This is a genomic window from Agrococcus sp. Ld7 (assembly GCF_045064095.1).
GTDB lineage: Bacteria > Actinomycetota > Actinomycetes > Actinomycetales > Microbacteriaceae > Agrococcus.
Map to the genome: position 1 here is coordinate 1 of NZ_JBISGY010000003.1, position 17,734 is coordinate 17,734.

Genomic DNA, 17,734 nt, shown 5'->3' on the forward strand with positions numbered 1-17,734 from the left:
GGGGTGGGCTCCGGTCTCGTGACGCGGCCGCCTTCGGCGGACGCTCCTCGACCTACGAAGGGAAGCTCGGCGGACGCTCCTCTGCCTGCGGAGGGAAGCTCAGCGGACGCTCCTCGACCGGCGGGAGCGCCGGCGGCGGGGGTCGCGAGTGCAAAGCTGGCCGTGCCGCCGCGGCCGCGCAGCCAGTCGGCGCCTGCCATCGGGCGCTTGCCGGCGGGCTGCACCTCCAGCAGCTCGAGCGGCGCGCTGCCGGTGCCGACGACGGCCGTCCTGCCGGCGAGCGCGGCCTCACCGGGGGGCAGCGGCTCGGCGCCAGAGCGCGCGAGCGCCAGCAGCTTCACGCGCTCGCCGCCGTGCTCGCGCAGCATCGCGTGAGCGCCCGGCTCTGGCGTGACGCCCCGGAAGCGCGCCAGCAGCGCTGGAGCCGTCTGGGTGAGGTCGAGCGCGCCATCGGCGAGCGTGAGCTTCGGGGCGAGCGTCGGCGCACCGGTCTGCTCCTCGAAGATGGCCGTGCCGTCGGCGATCGCGTCGACCGCCTCGAGCAGCTCGTGCGCGCCGAGCTCTGCGAGGCTCGCGAGCAGCGCGCCCGCGGTCGCGCCGTCCGGGATCTCGGCCTCGCGCATCCGCACCACGGGTCCGGCGTCGAGCTCCGGCACCAGGCGGAAGACGCTCACGCCCGTGACCCGGCGACCCTCGATGAGCGCGCGCTGCACGGGCGCGGCGCCGCGGTAGTCGGGCAGCAGCGAGAAGTGCAGGTTGATCCAGCCGTGCCGCGGCATCGAGAGCAGCGGCTCGCGCACCAGGCCGCCGTAGGCGACCACGACGGCCAGCTCGGGCTCGAGCGCGATGATCCGCGCGGTCGCAGCCGCGTCCAGCCGGTTCGCCTCGATCACCGGCAGGCCCAGTGCCTCCGCGGCCTGCGCCACCGGCGTCGGGGTGAGCACGCGCTTGCGACCCTGCGGCGAGGCCGCGCGCGTGATGACCGCGGCGATCTCGTGCCGCGCGGCGAGCGCCTCGAGGCTGGGGACGGCGGCTTCCGGGCTGCCGGCGAAGACGATGCGCATGGTTCCTTCACGATGGGTGGAGCGTTCGAGGCACTCGGCCCCGCATCCATCATCCCGCATCGCGCCCGAGGCATCCCGCGCAGCACCAGCGCCACGGGCGGCACGGGCGGCACGGCCGGCACGCCCCGCACGCTGCTCCGGTACCGAATCGTCGCTCAGCGGGTGCGCACGCGGCAACCTGGTACCACCACGGGGCCGGGGCAGCGCCGCGATTCGGGCCGCAGCCGGCGTCCGGTACGCGGATGTCGCCACGAGGACTCCCTGGCGACGACGTGGTACCGCTCACCCGATGGCCGACAGTGCGGCGAGCCCTCGGTGCAGTGGGACGAGCGTGCTGCGGGGGCGCGAGGCGGGCAACCCCACTCAGAGCCCGTCGAAGGGCTCGGGGTCATCGAAGCGGATGCGGAGGCGCGCGGGCGCCCCGGGCTTCCGCGGGCGCGCAGCCGAGGCGAGCACGCGGCCGCGCGCGACGCCGGCGACACGGGCGCCATCGGCATAGGCGAAGCGCACGATCGCGCGCTCCAGATCGCCGTCTCTCGCGCCCTCCGCCGGTACCGGGCCCAGCACGTCGAGGTGCTCGATCTCCCCGAGCGCCTCGAGTGCCTCGGCGACGGCGTCCGGATGCCCGACGACGGATGCCGTGCGCACCGCGGGCGGGAACCGCAGGCTCCGGCGCTCGGCCAGCTCCGTCTTTGCGAACGGCACGGTGGTGTCGCCGGTGATCGCCGACGCGGCCGCGCCGCCCGCACCGGTGAGCACGATGGTGGCGCCATCGGCGGCGAGCGCGCGCGCCGTCGCCCACTGGCGCACCGCCTCCTCCCCCACCCGCAGGCCCTCGCGCGAGAGCAGCGAGTCGCCGTCGAGCAGCAGCACGGCGCCGTAGCCGCCATCTGCGAGCGGCTCCGCGCCGCGTGTGGCGACCACCAGGCGCGGCTTCGCGTCGATCGTGAGCCGCTCGTGCTCACCGTCGGCGACCACGACGGGCACGCCGGGGAACGCGCGCCCGAGCTCCTCTGCGACGCGGGTCGACCCGCGACCGACCTCGACGAGCCGCTGCCCCTTGCAGTGCGGGCAGCGCCACGCGGCGGCCAGCCTGCCGCACAGCCGGCACGCGGGCGCAGAGCCGCGAGACCGCTGCCCGAGCGGGCCGGAGCAGAACGTGCAGCGCGCGCGGGCACCGCAGTCGCCGCAGCGAAGCCCCGGTGCGTGGCCCGGGCGGGCGACCTGCACGAGCACCGGCTTCAACGACAGCGCCTCGCGTGCCGCGCGGAAGGCGGATGCGGGCACCCGCCGCCCGTCATCGGTGAGCGCCGAGGGCAGCACGCGCACGCGGTGGCTGCCCGCGCGCTCGTGCTCGAGGAAGCTGAGCTCGACGAGCCGCTCGGCATCGGTCGACCTGGCGTGGGCCGCGAGCAGCAGGGCGCAACCGGTCTGGCCCTGGCGCACGAGCGCGGCGTCGCGCGCATGCACCCAGGGCGACAGCGGCTCGGAGAGCAACGGGTCGCCGTCCTCCCAGATCATGAGCAGACCCAACTTCGCCGCCGGTGCGTAGACGGCGGAGCGCGGCCCGATGATCGCGATCGGGTCGCCGTCGAGGCAGCGCAGGAACCCGCGGTAGCGCTCCGGATTCTTCTGCCGCGCGTCGAGCTCGACCACCCGCTCGGCGCCGAGCGCCGCGGTGAGCGCGATGCGCAGCTGCCGCTGATCGCGGTGGTCCGGCACCACGATGATCGCCTGCTCGCCGCGCTCGATGGCTTGGCGGGCGAGCCCCGCGAGCGTGATCGCCCAGCGGCCCACCCAGACGCTTGCGCCCTCGGCATCGGTGACCGAAGCGACGCCCCCCGCGCACTCGAGCGCCACCCGTCGGCGTGCCTCCACGAGGCCGAGCAGCGCGTCCGACTCGGCGCGCTTCCCACTCGGCGTCGTCGGCTCAGCGAGCTCCGGCAGGGCTGGCAGCGCCTCCCGCTCGGCCGCGAGCCATTGCTTCTCGATGCGCGCCTGGCGCCCGGGGATCGCCACGCGCAGCACGTCGGCCACGCCACCGGCAGCCCGCTCGGCGACGGCCTGCGCGAGCGCCCAGACCTCCGGCTGCAGCACCGGCACGGGCGAGATCACCTTCTCGACGTCGGCGACCTCCCCGTCCCAGCCGCGCTCGGCCGTCGTCTCGACGACCCAGCCGGTGGTCATGCGGTCGCCGCGCAGCGGCACGCGCACGCGCACGCCCGCCTCGATGCCGGTCATGCCCGGCGGCACCCGGTACTCGAAGAGCCGGTCGAGCTGCGGCAGCCGCGAGTCGACCACGACTCGCGCGAACCGCGTTGCCTCGCCCGCCGTCACGTCGGGCCCGCTCGCGTCGGACTCGCCGGGCAAGGACCTCAGAGCCCCGCGGCGGAGCGCAGCGCGTCGACGCGGTCGAGCCGCTCCCAGGTGAAGCCGGGCAGCTCGCGGCCGAAGTGCCCGTAGGCGGCCGTCTGGCGGTAGATGGGCTTGCGCAGGTCCAGATCGCGCACGATCGCGCCCGGGCGCAGGTCGAAGACCTCCAGAATCGCCGCCTGGATGGCGTCGTCGGAGACGGTGCCGGTGCCGAACGTCTCGACGTAGACGCCCACCGGCTGCGCCATGCCGATCGCGTACGCGGCCTGCACCTCGAGCCGCGAGGCGAGACCCGCAGCGACCGCGTTCTTCGCCACCCAGCGCAGTGCGTAGGCAGCCGAACGGTCGACCTTCGACGGGTCCTTGCCGCTGAACGCGCCGCCGCCGTGCCGAGCGGCGCCACCGTAGGTGTCGACGATGATCTTGCGGCCCGTGAGGCCGGCATCGCCCTTCGGCCCGCCCGTGAGGAAGGAGCCGGAGGGGTTCACGATCGTGCGCATCCCGGATGCGTCCAGGCCCAGCTCGGCCACGACCGGCTCGATCACGTGCCGGGAGACGGCCGCGTGGATCTCGTCGCCCGTGACGCCCGGCGCGTGCTGCGTCGAGACGAGCACGGCGTCGACCGTGACAGGTGTGAAGCCGTCGTAGCCGATCGTCACCTGCGTCTTGCCGTCCGGCCGCAGCCACTCGATGTCGCCGGATCGGCGTACGGCTGCAAGCCGCTCGGCCAGCCGGTGCGCCGCCCAGGCGGTCGCCGGCATGAACGTGGGCGTCTCGTCGGTCGCGAAGCCGAACATGATGCCCTGGTCGCCCGCGCCGATGAGGTCGAGCGGGTCGTCGGAGCCGGCGCGCGCCTCGACGGCGGTGTCGACGCCGGTCGCGATCTCGGTCGACTGCTCGCCGATCGAGACCGTCACGCCGCACGAGTTGCCGTCGAACGACACCTCGCTGGAGTCGTAGCCGATGTCGACGATCGTGCGGCGCGCGAGCGAGGCGATGTCGACGTAGCCGCTCGTGCGCACCTCGCCGGCGACGTGCACGAGACCGGTGGTGACGAGCGTCTCGACGGCGACCCGCGCCTCCGGGTCCTGCGCGAGCATCGCGTCGAGCACGGCGTCGGAGATCTGGTCGGAGATCTTGTCGGGGTGACCCTCGGTGACCGACTCCGAGGTGAACAGGCGCAGGCTCAACGGATGCTCCTCAGTGGTTCTGGATGGTGCCGGTACGCGCGGCGAGCCGCTGCGCGACCTGATCGACGATCTCGCGTGCCACTGACGCCTTCTGACCCGTCGCCTCAGCGATCACGCCGGAGGCATCCAGCACGCGGATGTGGGTGCCCACGTCGCCGAAGCCCGTCTCGTGGCCGACGCGGTTGAGCACCAGCAGGTCGGCGCCCTTGCGCGCGAGCTTCGCCCGGCCCCGCTCGAGCAGCGCCGCATCGTCGTCCTCGGTCTCGGCCGCGAAGCCGACCACCAGGTTCGTGCGGTCGCGCTGCGCGAGCCCAGCGAGGATGTCGGGGTTCTCGGTGAGCTGCAGCGTGGGCTCTGCGCCCCACTCCTCCTTGGAGCGCTTGCCGTCGGAGACGTCGGCGACGCGGTAGTCGGCGACGGCGGCTGCCATCACCACGACGTCCGCGCTCGCGTGCGCCTCCATGGCGGCGGCGAGCTGCGCGGTCGTCTCGACCGCGACGAGCTCGACGCCATCCGGCACCGCGACGTCGAGGTTCGCGCCCACGAGCGTCACCGCGGCACCGGCATCGCGTGCCGCGGTCGCGACAGCGACGCCCATCGCACCGCTGGAGCGGTTGCCGAGGAAGCGCACCGGGTCGATCGGCTCCCGCGTGCCGCCGGCGGAGACGACGACCCGGCGGCGCGCGAGCGGCCCATCGGCGATCCGGCCGGCCACGACCGCCACTGCCGCAGCGACCACGTCGTGGGGCTCCGCCATGCGGCCCATGCCGGAGTCGGTGCCCGTCAGCTGGCCCGCGACGGGGCCCACCACGATCGTGCCGCGGCCGCGGAGCGTCGCGACGTTCGCCTGCACGGCGGCCTGGTCCCACATCTCGGTATGCATCGCCGGGGCAATGACGAGCGGCGCTCGCGAGGCGAGGATGGTGGTGCCGAGCAGGTCGTCGGCGAGCCCGAGCGCGAGCTTCGCAATCGTGTTGGCGGTCGCCGGCAGCACCACGATGAGGTCGGCCTGCTGGCCGAGCGCCACGTGGCGCACGGCCGCGACATCGTCGAAGACCTCGTCGGTGACGGGGTTGCGGCTGAGCGCCTCGAGCGTCGGGCGCCCGATGAAGCGCAGCGCGGATGCCGTGGGCACGACATGCACGTCGTGGCCCGCCTGCACGAGCTCGCGGATGGCGAGCGCAGCCTTGTACGCCGCGATCCCGCCGGAGATCCCGACGACGACGCGCATCACACCGAGGTCGCCTCGTCCTTGGTCAGCGCGAGCTTGTCCTCGTGGATCTCGTGCAGCGCGACCGACAGCGGCTTGTCCTCGATCGTCGAGTCGACCAGCGGGCCCACGTTGTCGAACATCGAGCCCTCGTGGATGTCGGTGTAGTAGTCGTTGATCTGGCGCGCGCGCTTCGACGCGAAGATCACCAGCTGGTACTTGGAGTCGACCTTCTCGAGCAGCTCGTCGATCGGCGGGTTGATGATGCCCTTGCTGGCCATGGGTGCCTCCTGCGTGGTGATGGATGCGGGCGCGGCCCGCGAAAGCTCGTGCGCCGGTGGGCGCAAGGAACCATCCTACCCGGTCGAGGGCGGCCAGGACCGTGCGGGGCAGGATTCATCGGATGACGCGTACGCCATCCACATCCGCCCAGGCGCGGCCGACCGTGACGATGTCGGCCTCCAGGCGGCGTCCGAGCGCGAGCCATCGCCGATCGGCGAGCGACAGCCCGGTTCCCCTGCGCCAGAGGGCTGCCGCGATCTCCGCGTCGGCGACGGTGACGGGTTCGATCGCGAGCGGGTAGCTGCGGAGCACGTCGCGAGCGGCAGACCAATCGGCGCCGAAGACGATCATCCGGTCCGTTGCGCGGTCGCGTTGGTGGATCTCAATAGTCTACCTATCAGCCGGTGTAGGCTTTCTCGTCTTCGCGAGACTGTTGACGCCGATAGGTCCTGATGTGGCAGCTTGGCTCGTCCTCGGATCCCTGGTGCCCGTCGTCGTTGGTCGGGTCGTGCTGGACCGAGTTCGTAGACGGCACACGCGCGGCTGACGTCACACGCGAAGGCGCGGCGTCGCTCCCCTTATCCGACGCCGCACGCGACCATCCGTGCCCCCAGGGTCACGGAGGAGTCATCTCGCCACCCCGTCAACTCGCACCGCTCGTCATGTCTCCCTCCGCGACGAGGATGTGCTCGACGACCTCGCGAGCCGCCTCGGCGATGTCGGTGTTGACGACGGTCGCGTCGAACTCCGGCTGGCTGGCGAGCTCGACCTTCGCCGTCTCGAGGCGCCGCGTGCGTTCGTCCTCGGTCTCGGTGCCGCGGCCGACGAGCCTGCGCACGAGCTCGTCCCACGACGGCGGCGCGAGGAACAGCAGCACCGCATCCGGGAACGACTCGCGCACCTGCCTCGCACCCTGCAGGTCGATCTCCAGCAGCACCGACGAGCCCTCGTCGAGCGCTGCCTGCACGCTGGAGCGCGGCGTGCCGTAGCGCGACCGGTTGTGCACGGTCGCCCACTCCAGGAACTCGCGCTCGTCGACCATCCGATCGAAGTCGGCGTCCGAGACGAACGCGTAGTGCACGCCGTCGATCTCGCCGGGTCGCGGGCTGCGCGTCGTGGCGCTCACGGACTGGCGGATCTGCGGGAAGTGCTCGCGCACGTACTGCGCGACCGTGCCCTTGCCGACCGCGGTCGGGCCGGCGAGCACGATGAGACGGGGGCGACGCGAGGGATCCACGTCGTCAAGCCAACCGCGAACGCGCTCGCGCTGCAAACCGCCGAGCCCGCCGAGCCGCTTCGACTGCGCGATCGACAGCTTCGCCATGAGCGATGTCACGCGCGCGGGACCCATGCCGCGCAGGCTGCCGAGGTACTCGCTCACCCGCAGCCGTCCCTCCGGACCCTCCGGCTCCTGCCACGCGCGCTCCGCGACATCGCGCGGGCCGCGCTGCCCCGCGGCGAGTGCGCGCTTCACCGCAGCGCGGCCCCGACGGGCCTCGACCGCGGCGCGGCCGGCCGCGCCGGGGTCCGGCAGCGAGCGATCTCCCGTCGAGCTCACGCCGGCAGCGCTGCCCGGGCAGCGTCGATCGCGTCGACGAGCCCGCGCTCCCCCGCCTGCAGGATGCTGCGCGACGCACTCGCGAGCACGAGCGCGTCCGACGGGAAGAGGGTGCGCAGCGACGACAGCTGCGCTCCCTGCGCGCCGAATCCGGGCGCGAGGATCGGGGTGCTGCCGGTCGCATCGATGCCGAAGTCCGCCCGATCGACGGTCGCACCCACCACCAGCCCGTGGCCGGCGGCAGTGCGCGCGTTGCGCTGCGCGACCGCGTCGGCGACGGATGCGGCCACCGTGCGGCCATCGCCCAGCCGCGCGAGCTGGAGCGCCGAGCCCTCGGGGTTCGAGGTCGCCGCCAGCACGAACAGCGCCTTGCCGCCCGACTCCGCAGCTGCGAACAGCCCGTCGAGCGCGCCGACGCCCAGATACGGACTGACGGTGAGCGCATCCGCCTCCAGCGGCGAGCCCGGCGCGAGCCAGGCGGCCGCATAGCCGGCATTCGTCGACCCGATGTCGCCCCGCTTCGCGTCGGCGATCACGAGCAGGCCCGCCGCGCGGGCATCCGCCAGCACCGCCTCCAGTGCCGCCAGGCCGGTCGAGCCGTGCGCTTCGAAGAGCGCCACCTGCGGCTTCACGACCGCCACTCGCCCCGCGCACGCCTCCACGACGGCTCGACCGAAGCGCTCGAGCCCAGCGGCATCCGAGGGCACGCCCCACGCGTCGAGCAGCGACCGGTGCGGGTCGATGCCGACGCACAGCTCGCCGTGCCGGTCGACGGCCTCGCGGAGACGGATCAGGAACGTCATGCGAACGTCCGCCCGTGGTACTCCTGCAGGCTGGTCACCTCGAACGGCTCCCGCGATGCCTCGACCGCCGCGACAGCGGCACCCAGCTGCGCGACGGTCGTGAAGAGCGCCTTGTCGGACGCCACGGTCGCTGCGCGGATCTCATAGCCGTCGGCACGCGCGATGCCGCCCGTCGGCGTGTTGATGATGATGTCGATCTCGCCCGCGTCGATCAGGTCGACGATCGAGGGCTCATCCCCGGCCTCGGAGTGCTTGCGCACGGTCTCGACCCGGATGCCGTTGCGCGCCAGCACCTCTGCCGTGCCGATGGTCGCGACGATGCGGAAGCCCAGCTGCTGCAGGCGGTGGATGGGCAGCACCGCCTGTCGCTTGTCGCGGTCAGAGAGCGAGACGAACACGGTGCCGCTCGTCGGCAGTCCGCCGTAGGCGGCGGCCTGGCTCTTCGCGAATGCGGTCGGGAAGTCGCGGTCGATCCCCATCACCTCGCCCGTGGAGCGCATCTCCGGCCCCAGCAGGCTGTCGACCATGCGGCCGTCGGCGGTGCGGAAGCGCCGGAACGGCAGCACCGCCTCCTTCACGGCGATCGGCGCGTCGATCGGCATGATCGTGCCGTCGCCCTCGGGCAGCATGCCCTCCGCGCGCAGCTCGGCGATCGTGGCGCCCGCGAGCACGCGCGCGTTCGCCTTCGCGATCGGCGTGCCGATCGCCTTGGCGACGAACGGCACCGTGCGGCTCGCGCGCGGGTTCGCCTCGATCACCTGCAGCACGCCCGTGGCGTACGCGAACTGCACGTTGATGGGGCCGCGCACGTCGAGCCCCTCGGCGATCCGCAGCGTCGCGTCGCGGATCTCCAGCAGCTGCGAGCGGCCGAGCCCGACGGGCGGCAGCGTGCAGGACGAGTCACCCGAGTGGATGCCCGCCTCCTCGATGTGCTCGAGGATGCCGCCGACGAAGAGCTCGTGCCCGTCGTAGATGGCGTCCACGTCGATCTCGATCGCATCGTCGAGGAAGTGGTCGACGAGCAGCGGCGCCTTGGGCCCGACGATGCCGTGGCCGGCGATGCGGTCGAAGTAGCCGTGCAGGCTGGGCGTGTCGTAGATGATCTCCATGCCGCGCCCGCCGAGCACGAATGAAGGGCGCACAAGGACCGGGTAGCCGATGCGCTCCGCGATCTCGACGGCCTGATCCTCGGTGGTCGCGATGCCGTTGCGCGGCGCGATGAGACCGGCGTCGTCGAGGATGCGCTGGAACAGGCCGCGCTCCTCTGCCGCGTCGATCGCATCCGGCGTCGTGCCGAGGATCGGGACGCCGTGCTCCTCGAGCCCGCGAGCCAGGCCCAGCGGCGTCTGCCCGCCGAGCTGCACGATGACGCCGACGAGCTCGCCTGCCCCCTGCTCCACGTGCACGATCTCGAGCACGTCCTCGAGCGTGAGCGGCTCGAAGTAGAGCCGGTCGCTCGTGTCGTAGTCGGTCGAGACCGTCTCAGGGTTGCAGTTCACCATGATGGTCTCGAACCCCGCTTCGGCGAGCGCGAACGACGCGTGCACGCAGGAGTAGTCGAACTCGATGCCCTGACCGATGCGGTTGGGCCCGGAGCCGAGGATGATCACCTTCCGGCGGTCCGACGGCGCGACCTCGGTCTCGAGGTCGTAGCTCGAGTAGTGGTAGGGCGTCTCTGCGGGGAACTCGCCGGCGCAGGTGTCGACCGTCTTGTAGACCGGCCGCAGCCCGATGGCCCACCGCGCCTGACGCACCTCGGCCTCCGTCACGCCGCGCAGCTGCGCGATCTGCGCATCCGAGAAGCCGTGCTCCTTCGCCAGGCGCAGGCGATCCTCGTCGAGCTCGCCCGCACGGATCCGGTCCGCAACCTCGTTGATGAGCACCATCTGGTCGAGGAACCAGGGATCGATCCCGGTCGCCTCGTGCGCCTGCGCGATCGTCGCGCCAGCGCGCAGCGCCTGCTGCAGCGTGACGATGCGGCCGTCGGTGGGGGTGCGTGCGATCTCCAGCAGCGCGGCTGCATCACCCGGCTCACCCGTCCAGTGGAACGAGGAGCCCTGCTTCTCGAGCGAGCGCAGCGCCTTCTGCAGTGCCTGCGTGTAGGTGCGGCCGATGGCCATCGCCTCGCCGACCGACTTCATGGTCGTCGTGAGCGTCGCGTCCGCTGCCGGGAACTTCTCGAAGTTGAAGCGCGGCACCTTGACGACCACGTAGTCGAGCGCGGGCTCGAACGAAGCGGGCGTCACCTTCGTGATGTCGTTGGGGATCTCGTCCAGGCGGTAGCCGAGCGCGAGCTTCGCGGCGATCTTGGCGATCGGGAAGCCCGTCGCCTTTGAGGCGAGCGCCGAGGAGCGGGAGACGCGAGGGTTCATCTCGATGACGATGATGCGGCCCGTCAGCGGCTCGACGGCGAACTGGATGTTGCAGCCGCCGGTGTCGACGCCGACGTCGCGGATCACGCGGATGGCGATGTCGCGCATCCGCTGGTACTCCTTGTCGGTGAGCGTCAGCGCGGGCGCCACAGTGATCGAGTCACCCGTGTGCACGCCGACCGCGTCGACGTTCTCGATCGAGCAGATGACGACGGTGTTGTCGGCGGTGTCGCGCATGAGCTCGAGCTCGTACTCCTTCCACCCGAGGATCGACTCCTCGAGCAGCACCTCGCCGATGGTCGACGAGTGGATGCCGTCGCCCACGAAGCGGCGCAGCTCCGCCTCGTCGTGGGCGAAGCCGGAGCCGAGGCCGCCCATGGTGAACGAGGGACGCACCACGACCGGGTAGCCGTACTCCTCGGTGAAGGCGAGCGCGTCGTCGATGTTCTTGGCGATGACGCTGGAGGCGACGTCGGCGCCGGCGTCGAGCACCAGCTGCTTGAAGATCTGCCGGTCCTCGCCGCGCTGGATGGCCTCGACGCGCGCGCCGATGAGCTCGACACCGTGCCGGGCGAGGATGCCCTGCTCGTGCAGCGCGATCGCTGCGTTCAGCGCGGTCTGGCCACCGAGCGTCGGCAGGATCGCGTCGGGGCGCTCCTTCATGATGATCGTCTCGATCACCTCCGGCGTGATCGGCTCGATGTAGGTCGCGTCGGCGAAGTCTGGGTCGGTCATGATCGTCGCCGGGTTCGAGTTGACGAGGATGACGCGCACGCCCTCTTCGCGCAGCACGCGGCAGGCCTGCGTGCCGGAGTAGTCGAACTCCGCGGCCTGGCCGATCACGATCGGCCCGGAGCCGATGACGAGGACGGAGTTGATGTCGTCGCGCTTGGGCATGTCAGTTGGCCTCCTCGGCGGTCGCTCCGTGCGCTTGGTCTCGTGACGCGCCTTCGGCGCTCGATCTCGTGACGCGCTGAGGCCTCCTCGATCCGTCGCTCGACCCGCTTCGACGGTGCTGCAGCACCGTCTCGCGGAATTCTTCGAACATGTGGTGGGCGTCGTTCGGGCCTGCCGCCGACTCCGGGTGGTACTGCACGCTGAACGCCGGGATGTCGAGCGCGCGCAGCCCCTCGACGACACGGTCGTTGAGCGAGACGTGGCTCACCTCGACCCGGCCGAAGCCCGCTGGGCTCACGAGCTCCTCGCCAATGGCGGCATCGACGGCGAAGCCGTGGTTCTGGCTGGTGATCTCGACGCGCCCGGTGGCGACGTCGAGCACGGGCTGATTGATGCCGCGGTGGCCGAAGGGCAGCTTGTAGGTGCCGAAGCCGAGGGCACGGCCGAGCAGCTGGTTGCCGAAGCAGATGCCGAAGAAGGGCAGCTCCTCGCGCAGCAGACCCTGCAGCAGCTCGACCTGCGCGTCGGATGCCGCGGGGTCACCGGGGCCGTTCGAGTAGAAGGCGGCGACGGGCTCGTGCTCGAGCACCTGCTCGAGCGTGGCGTCCTGCGGCAGCACGACGAGGTCGAAGCCCTGCTCGCGCAGGTAGGTGAGCGTCGAGGCCTTCACGCCCAGATCCAGCACCGCGAGGGTGCCGATCGAGTCGGTGAGCGCCTCCAGACGGTAGGCCTCCTCGGTGCTGACCGTCGCCGCGAGGCTGCGGCCTGCCATGGCGGGGCTGTCGCGCACGATGGCGAGCATCGCGTCGTCGTCGGTGAGCGCGTCGCCAGAGAAGACACCGGCGCGCATCGCGCCCACATCGCGGAGCCGACGGGTGATGGCACGGGTGTCGACGCCGGCGATGCCCACGACGCCGTCGCGCTCGAGCTGCGCGCCGAGCGGCTCCTCCGAGCGCCAGTTCGACGTGATGCGGCTGGCGGCACGCACGACGTAGCCCGACGGCCACATGCGACTGGACTCGTCATCCTCGGCGTTCACGCCCGTGATGCCGATGTGCGGAGAGGTCTGCACGACGATCTGGCTCGCGTAGCTGGGATCGGTGAGCGTCTCCTGGTAGCCGGTCATGCCGGTCGCGAAGACAGCCTCGCCGAGCGCCTGCCCGGCGGCGCCGTAGGCGGCGCCACGGTAGATCGTGCCGTCCTCGAGGACAAGCGCTGCTGGTGCGGATGGTGCGGTCATGGGGTGGTCCCTTCCCCGGTGGTCGTGGTCTTGGGTGCGCGCACGAGGCTGCTGAGCGCCTCGAGCACGGGAGCGTCATCGCCGATGACGCGGAGATAGGTGTCGACATCCGCCCCGAGCGTGTGCGCGATCACGAGGATCCCGCCCGGCTCGACGACGCGGTCGATGGTCCAGGTGGCGCGGTCGACGCCGCGGATGCTGGAGGCGGGGATGCGCACCTCGCGCCGGTCGGCGAGCAGCTGCACGCCGTCGCCGTCGACCGTGAGCTGCGTGCGCCCTCGGAAGCCCAGTCCGTGCGCGAAGATGCGCTCGTAGGGGTCGCCGGCGCGGGTGGTGGCGACGTAGAAGGCCTCGGTGACGAGCGTCGGCAGGGTCTCGATCCAGCCCGCCGGCTCGTCGATGTCGCGCTGGCGCCGGCGCTTCGACCAGAGGCCGAGCACGACGAGCAGTGCGACCACGACCACGAACGCCGCGCTCAGCAGCGCGAAGAGCTCTTTCGTCATGCGGTCGCCTCCGCTCTGGCGGTGGCATCGGTGCCGGGCGCTGCGGCGATCTCGCCGTCGGCGACGGTGCGGCGGCCCGCGTGCCACACGTGCGTGACGCGGCCCGGCAGCTCCGTCCCCAGGAACGGGGAGTTCGTCGAGCGTCCCTTGAGGTGCGCGGCCTCGACCGTGCCGCGCGCGGCGGCGTCGACGAGCACGAGGTGCGCAGGCGAGCCGATCTCGAGCGGCGCGTCGTAGCCCGGCTCCCGGCCGATCGCGGCGGGGGTGGTCGACATGACCCGCGCGACCGCCGCCCAGTCGAGCAGGCCCGTCTCGACGCACGCCAGCTGCACGGCGCTGAGTGCCGTCTCGAGCCCGACCATGCCGAAGGCGGCATCCGCGAACGCCGTCTGCTTCGCCTCGGGCGTGTGCGGTGCGTGGTCGGTGGCGACAATGTCGATCGTGCCGTCGGCGAGCGCTTCGCGAAGGGCGAGGACGTCGCGATCTGCGCGCAGCGGCGGGTTCACCTTGAAGCGGCCGTCGTAGCCGCGCACGAGCTCCTCGGTGAGCAGCAGGTGGTGCGGGGTGACCTCCGCCGTGATCGCGATGCCCCGCGCCTTCGCCGCGCGCACCACCTCGACGGTCTCGACCGTCGAGACATGGCACACGTGCAGGCGAGCCCCCGCGGCCTCGGCGAGCATCGCGTCGCGCGCGACGATCGACGCCTCCGCGACCGATGGCCACCCGGTGAGGCCGAGCTCGGCTGCGAGCGGGCTCTCGTGCATCACGGAGCCGCGGGTGAGGGCGGGATCCTGCGCGTGCTGCGCGACGACGGCATCCAGCGACGCGGCGTGCTCGAGCGCACGGCGCATGAGCTCCGCGTCGGCGACGCAGTGGCCGTCGTCGCTGAAGACCCGCACACGGGCCGCGCTGCCGGCGAGCATCCCCAGGTCGGCGAGCCGCTCTCCCGCGAGCCCGACGCTCACGGCGCCGATCGGTCGCACGGTCGCAAGACCGGCCTCGATGCCGAGCCGGTGGACCTGCTCGACGACCGCCTGCGTGTCGGCGACGGGCGTCGTGTTCGCCATCGCGAAGACGCACGTGTAGCCGCCTGCGGCTGCGGCGCGGACGCCGGTCGCGATGGTCTCGGCCTGCTCGCCGCCGGGCTGTCGCAGGTGCGTGTGCAGGTCGACCAGACCCGGGAGCGCGATGAGGCCGGATGCGTCCACGACGTCCGCCGCATCGCGATCGATGGTGCCGGGATCGACGAAGGTGCCGTCGAGGATCGCGAGATCGCGCGCCTCACGGCCGAGGATCGAGGCACCGGTCACCAGCGTGGCTCGGCGCCGGCGCGCGACTGTCGGCTGCGTCGTGGTCATCGTGCGTCTCCCTGATCGGATGCGAGCAGCGAGTACAGCACGGCCATGCGCACCGAGACGCCGGCGGTGACCTGCTCGAGCACGGTCGAGGCGTCGCTGTCTGCGGCACGGCTCGAGAGCTCGAGGCCGCGGTTCATGGGGCCCGGGTGCATGATCTGCGTGCCGGGGATGCGAGCGAGGCGCTCATCCGTGAGCGACCAGCCGGTGATGTACTCGGCGGCGCTCGGTGCGACCCTGCCCGCCTGCCGTTCCAGCTGCACGCGCAGCAGCATCAGCGCATCCGGCTGCTCGGCGAGCACCAGGTCGAGGCTGGTCTCGGCGCGGACGCCGAGCCTCGTGCCGTCGGCGGCCGTGAGCGGCAGCAGTGAGGGCGGCCCGACGACCGTGACCTCGGCGCCGAGCGACGGCAGCAGCAGCGCGTTCGACCGGGCGACACGGGAGTGGGCGATGTCGCCGACGATCGCGACCCTCAGGCCGTCGAGCCCCCTGCCGCGTGCCGCGTCGCCGTGGATGCGTCGGCGCAGCGCGAACGCGTCGAGCAGCGCCTGCGTCGGATGCTCGTGCGTGCCGTCGCCGGCGTTGACGACCGGGCGGCCGATCCAGTCGGCCAGCAGCGCCGGTGCCCCGGATGAGCCGGAGCGCACCACGACGCCGTCGACGCCCATCGCAGCGATCGTCAGGCCGGTGTCGCGCAGCGACTCGCCCTTCGACGCGCTGGAGCCCTTGCCAGAGACGTTGATGACATCGGCAGAGAGCCACTTGCCGGCGATCTCGAACGACGAGCGGGTGCGCGTCGAGTCCTCGAAGAACAGGTTGACGACCGTCCGGCCGCGCAGCGCCGGCAGCTTCTTCAGCTCGCGATCCTGGATCTGATGCATGTCCTCGGCGAGGTCGAGCAGGGCGATCGCCTCGTCGCGGGGCATGGCCGCGGTCAGCAGGTGCTTCATGCGATGTCGCTCGCGTGCGACGCATCCTGGATCAGCACCGCATCCCGTCCGTCCACCTCGTCGAGCAGGATCGACACGTGCTCGCTCCGCGCACTTGGCAGGTTCTTGCCCACGGAATCGGCGCGGATCGGCAGCTCTCGGTGACCGCGGTCGACGAGCACCGCGAGCCGCACGGCGCGGGGCCGGCCGATGTCGGAGAGCGCGTCGAGCGCGGCACGGATGGTGCGGCCCGAGTAGAGCACGTCGTCGACGAGCACCACGACGCGATCGTCGACACCGTCGGCAGGGATGTGCGTGGGGTGCGAGGCGCGAGTCGGACGGCCGCGCAGATCATCGCGGTGCATCGTGATGTCGAGCGCCCCGGTGCGCGGGGCGAAGTCCTCACCCGTGATGTCGCTGAGCCGGTCGGCGAGGCGCTGCGCGAGATGCACGCCGCGCGTGGGGATGCCGAGCAGGATGAGATCGTCGGATCCGTGGTTCGCCTCGAGGATCTCGTGGGCGATGCGTGTGAGGGCCCTGGATATCTCGTCGGGGCCGAGCACGGTTCGTGCGGGCGCATTGGTGTCGGGCGCTGTGCGCTGAGTCACTGCGACTCCCTTCTCCGCCTCACAGGACGGGCTTCAAGGTTGTCTGATTGCTCCACTCTACCGCGCCACGTGCTCCGGTCGGAGCCCCAGCCCGATGAAGCGGCCCATGAGGTGCCGCAGCGCCGGCAGGTGCTGCAGGGCGCGCAGGGGCAGCGGCACCGGCACGCGCTCGCCGGGCTCGGCGAGCCGCACGAGCACCGTCTCGAGACGGCGCTGGAACGCCTGCGTCACACGGGCGGGTCGCTCCCGACGCCGCTGGATCTCGCGCAGCAGCGCCTCGCTGGGTCGCGCGTGCCGGAGTTGCGGGACGAGCGCGTTCGCTGTCGCGACCGCATCCTGGATCGCGAGATTGATGCCCACGCCGCCAGCCGGCGACATGGCGTGCGCGGCGTCGCCGATCGCGAGGAGCCCGTCCCGATACCAGCGCTCGAGCCGCTCGATGCGCACGTGCAGCACCCGCACCTCGTCGAGACGCAGCGCCGACATCCGCTGCTCGAACAGCGGGGCGAGCAGCGCGATCCGTCGCCGCATCGCCTCGAACGATGCGGCATCGCCGTGCCACGCGTCCTTCCGGACGATGTGGGCGCACTGGTAGAAGTCGCCGCGTGGGATCGACAGCAGCGCGCCGTCGCCGGCGAGCAGGAACGGCATCTGCTCGTTGACAGCTCTCGGGATGCGGAACCACAGCACGTCGATCGCGCTCCTGGCGCCGAGCGTCCTCAGTCCCGCCGCGGCACGCAGCTCGGAGTCGCGGCCATCGGCGAGCACGGTCAGCTTGGCGCGGATCTCAACCGGGCCATCGGGGCCCTCTGCCACGACACCCGTGATGCGCGCCCCATCGCGCAGCAGCGCTGTGCCTGCGGTGCGCACGCGCAGCGAGAAGCCCGCGTGCTCGCGGCCGGCTTCCGCCAGCAGATCGAGGAAGTCCCACTGCGGCATGAACGCGATCGCCGTGCGCTCCGTCGGCAGGCGGGTGAAGTCGGCGAGCACCAGGCTGCGGCCGGAGAACGACATGGTCACCCGGGGCAGATCCTCGTGCGGGCGCGCCAGGAAGCGATCCAGCAGTCCGAGCTCGTGCAGCACCTCCTGCGTGGACGGATGGATTGTGTCGCCGCGGAAGTCGCGCAGGAAGTCGCCGTGCTGCTCGAGCACGGTCACGCGCACGCCGCCACGGGCGAGCAGCAGCCCGAGCATGAGGCCCGCCGGTCCGCCGCCCACGACGACGCAGTCGCGCTCGGTTCGCTCGGTGCGATCGGTTCGCTCGGTGCCCTCGGTGCGCTCGGTGCGCTCGGTGCCTTCGATGCGCTCGATGCGCTCGATGGGGGCGATCTCGGTCATGGCCCTATGGTG

The 17,734-nt window shown here is 72.2% G+C and carries 14 protein-coding genes and 1 pseudogene; all 15 read right to left on the reverse strand.

Annotated elements, in window-relative coordinates:
- Window positions 1–173: 173 nt before the first annotated feature.
- Window positions 174–1,064 (reverse strand): annotated as a pseudogene (locus ACJJVL_RS01575) (methionyl-tRNA formyltransferase); the annotation flags it as partial.
- Window positions 1,065–1,427: 363 nt separating this feature from the next.
- Window positions 1,428–3,434: a primosomal protein N' gene (locus ACJJVL_RS01580; protein ID WP_405216309.1), complete on the reverse strand. Its 2,007-nt coding sequence runs from the start codon at window positions 3,432–3,434 to the stop codon at window positions 1,428–1,430.
- 5 nt (window positions 3,435–3,439) lie between these two features.
- The gene (metK, locus tag ACJJVL_RS01585; protein WP_405216310.1) at window positions 3,440–4,627 is read right to left on the reverse strand and encodes a methionine adenosyltransferase; all 1,188 of its coding nucleotides are present in this window, start codon (window positions 4,625–4,627) and stop codon (window positions 3,440–3,442) included.
- A 10-nt stretch (window positions 4,628–4,637) separates the two neighbouring features.
- On the reverse strand, window positions 4,638–5,858 hold the full coding sequence (gene coaBC, locus ACJJVL_RS01590) for a bifunctional phosphopantothenoylcysteine decarboxylase/phosphopantothenate--cysteine ligase CoaBC (RefSeq protein WP_405216312.1): 1,221 nt from the start codon (window positions 5,856–5,858) through the stop codon (window positions 4,638–4,640).
- Window positions 5,858–6,118, reverse strand: a complete 261-nt coding sequence (rpoZ, locus tag ACJJVL_RS01595) for a DNA-directed RNA polymerase subunit omega (protein ID WP_405216314.1) — start codon at window positions 6,116–6,118, stop codon at window positions 5,858–5,860. Before rpoZ ends, coaBC begins: the two co-directional genes overlap by 1 nt.
- Before the next feature lie 115 nt (window positions 6,119–6,233).
- Window positions 6,234–6,470, reverse strand: coding sequence for a hypothetical protein (locus ACJJVL_RS01600; protein ID WP_405216316.1), 237 nt, complete (start codon window positions 6,468–6,470; stop codon window positions 6,234–6,236).
- A gap of 292 nt (window positions 6,471–6,762) precedes the next feature.
- Complete coding sequence (gmk, locus tag ACJJVL_RS01605) at window positions 6,763–7,677, reverse strand: guanylate kinase (RefSeq protein ID WP_405216318.1); 915 nt, start codon at window positions 7,675–7,677, stop codon at window positions 6,763–6,765.
- Window positions 7,674–8,480, reverse strand: coding sequence for an orotidine-5'-phosphate decarboxylase (pyrF, locus tag ACJJVL_RS01610; protein WP_405216320.1), 807 nt, complete (start codon window positions 8,478–8,480; stop codon window positions 7,674–7,676). Before pyrF ends, gmk begins: the two co-directional genes overlap by 4 nt.
- A complete protein-coding gene (gene carB, locus ACJJVL_RS01615; RefSeq protein ID WP_405216322.1) occupies window positions 8,477–11,749 on the reverse strand; it encodes a carbamoyl-phosphate synthase large subunit in 3,273 nt (1,090 codons plus the stop codon). Before carB ends, pyrF begins: the two co-directional genes overlap by 4 nt.
- 1 nt (window position 11,750) lies before the next feature.
- The gene (gene carA / locus ACJJVL_RS01620) at window positions 11,751–12,989 is read right to left on the reverse strand and encodes a glutamine-hydrolyzing carbamoyl-phosphate synthase small subunit (protein ID WP_405216324.1); all 1,239 of its coding nucleotides are present in this window, start codon (window positions 12,987–12,989) and stop codon (window positions 11,751–11,753) included.
- Window positions 12,986–13,492 (reverse strand): hypothetical protein, encoded by a 507-nt coding sequence (locus tag ACJJVL_RS01625; RefSeq protein ID WP_405216326.1) that lies wholly within the window; start codon window positions 13,490–13,492, stop codon window positions 12,986–12,988. The genes carA and ACJJVL_RS01625 overlap by 4 nt, the downstream gene beginning before the upstream one ends.
- Window positions 13,489–14,850 (reverse strand): dihydroorotase, encoded by a 1,362-nt coding sequence (locus tag ACJJVL_RS01630; protein ID WP_405216328.1) that lies wholly within the window; start codon window positions 14,848–14,850, stop codon window positions 13,489–13,491. Before ACJJVL_RS01630 ends, ACJJVL_RS01625 begins: the two co-directional genes overlap by 4 nt.
- Window positions 14,847–15,797 (reverse strand): aspartate carbamoyltransferase catalytic subunit, encoded by a 951-nt coding sequence (locus tag ACJJVL_RS01635; protein ID WP_405216330.1) that lies wholly within the window; start codon window positions 15,795–15,797, stop codon window positions 14,847–14,849. Before ACJJVL_RS01635 ends, ACJJVL_RS01630 begins: the two co-directional genes overlap by 4 nt.
- The gene (gene pyrR / locus ACJJVL_RS01640) at window positions 15,794–16,384 is read right to left on the reverse strand and encodes a bifunctional pyr operon transcriptional regulator/uracil phosphoribosyltransferase PyrR (RefSeq protein WP_405216332.1); all 591 of its coding nucleotides are present in this window, start codon (window positions 16,382–16,384) and stop codon (window positions 15,794–15,796) included. Before pyrR ends, ACJJVL_RS01635 begins: the two co-directional genes overlap by 4 nt.
- A 57-nt stretch (window positions 16,385–16,441) precedes the next feature.
- Entirely contained in the window at window positions 16,442–17,722 is a 1,281-nt protein-coding gene (locus ACJJVL_RS01645; protein ID WP_405216334.1) for an FAD-dependent oxidoreductase, read from the reverse strand.
- Between the last annotated feature and the right edge of the window lie 12 nt (window positions 17,723–17,734).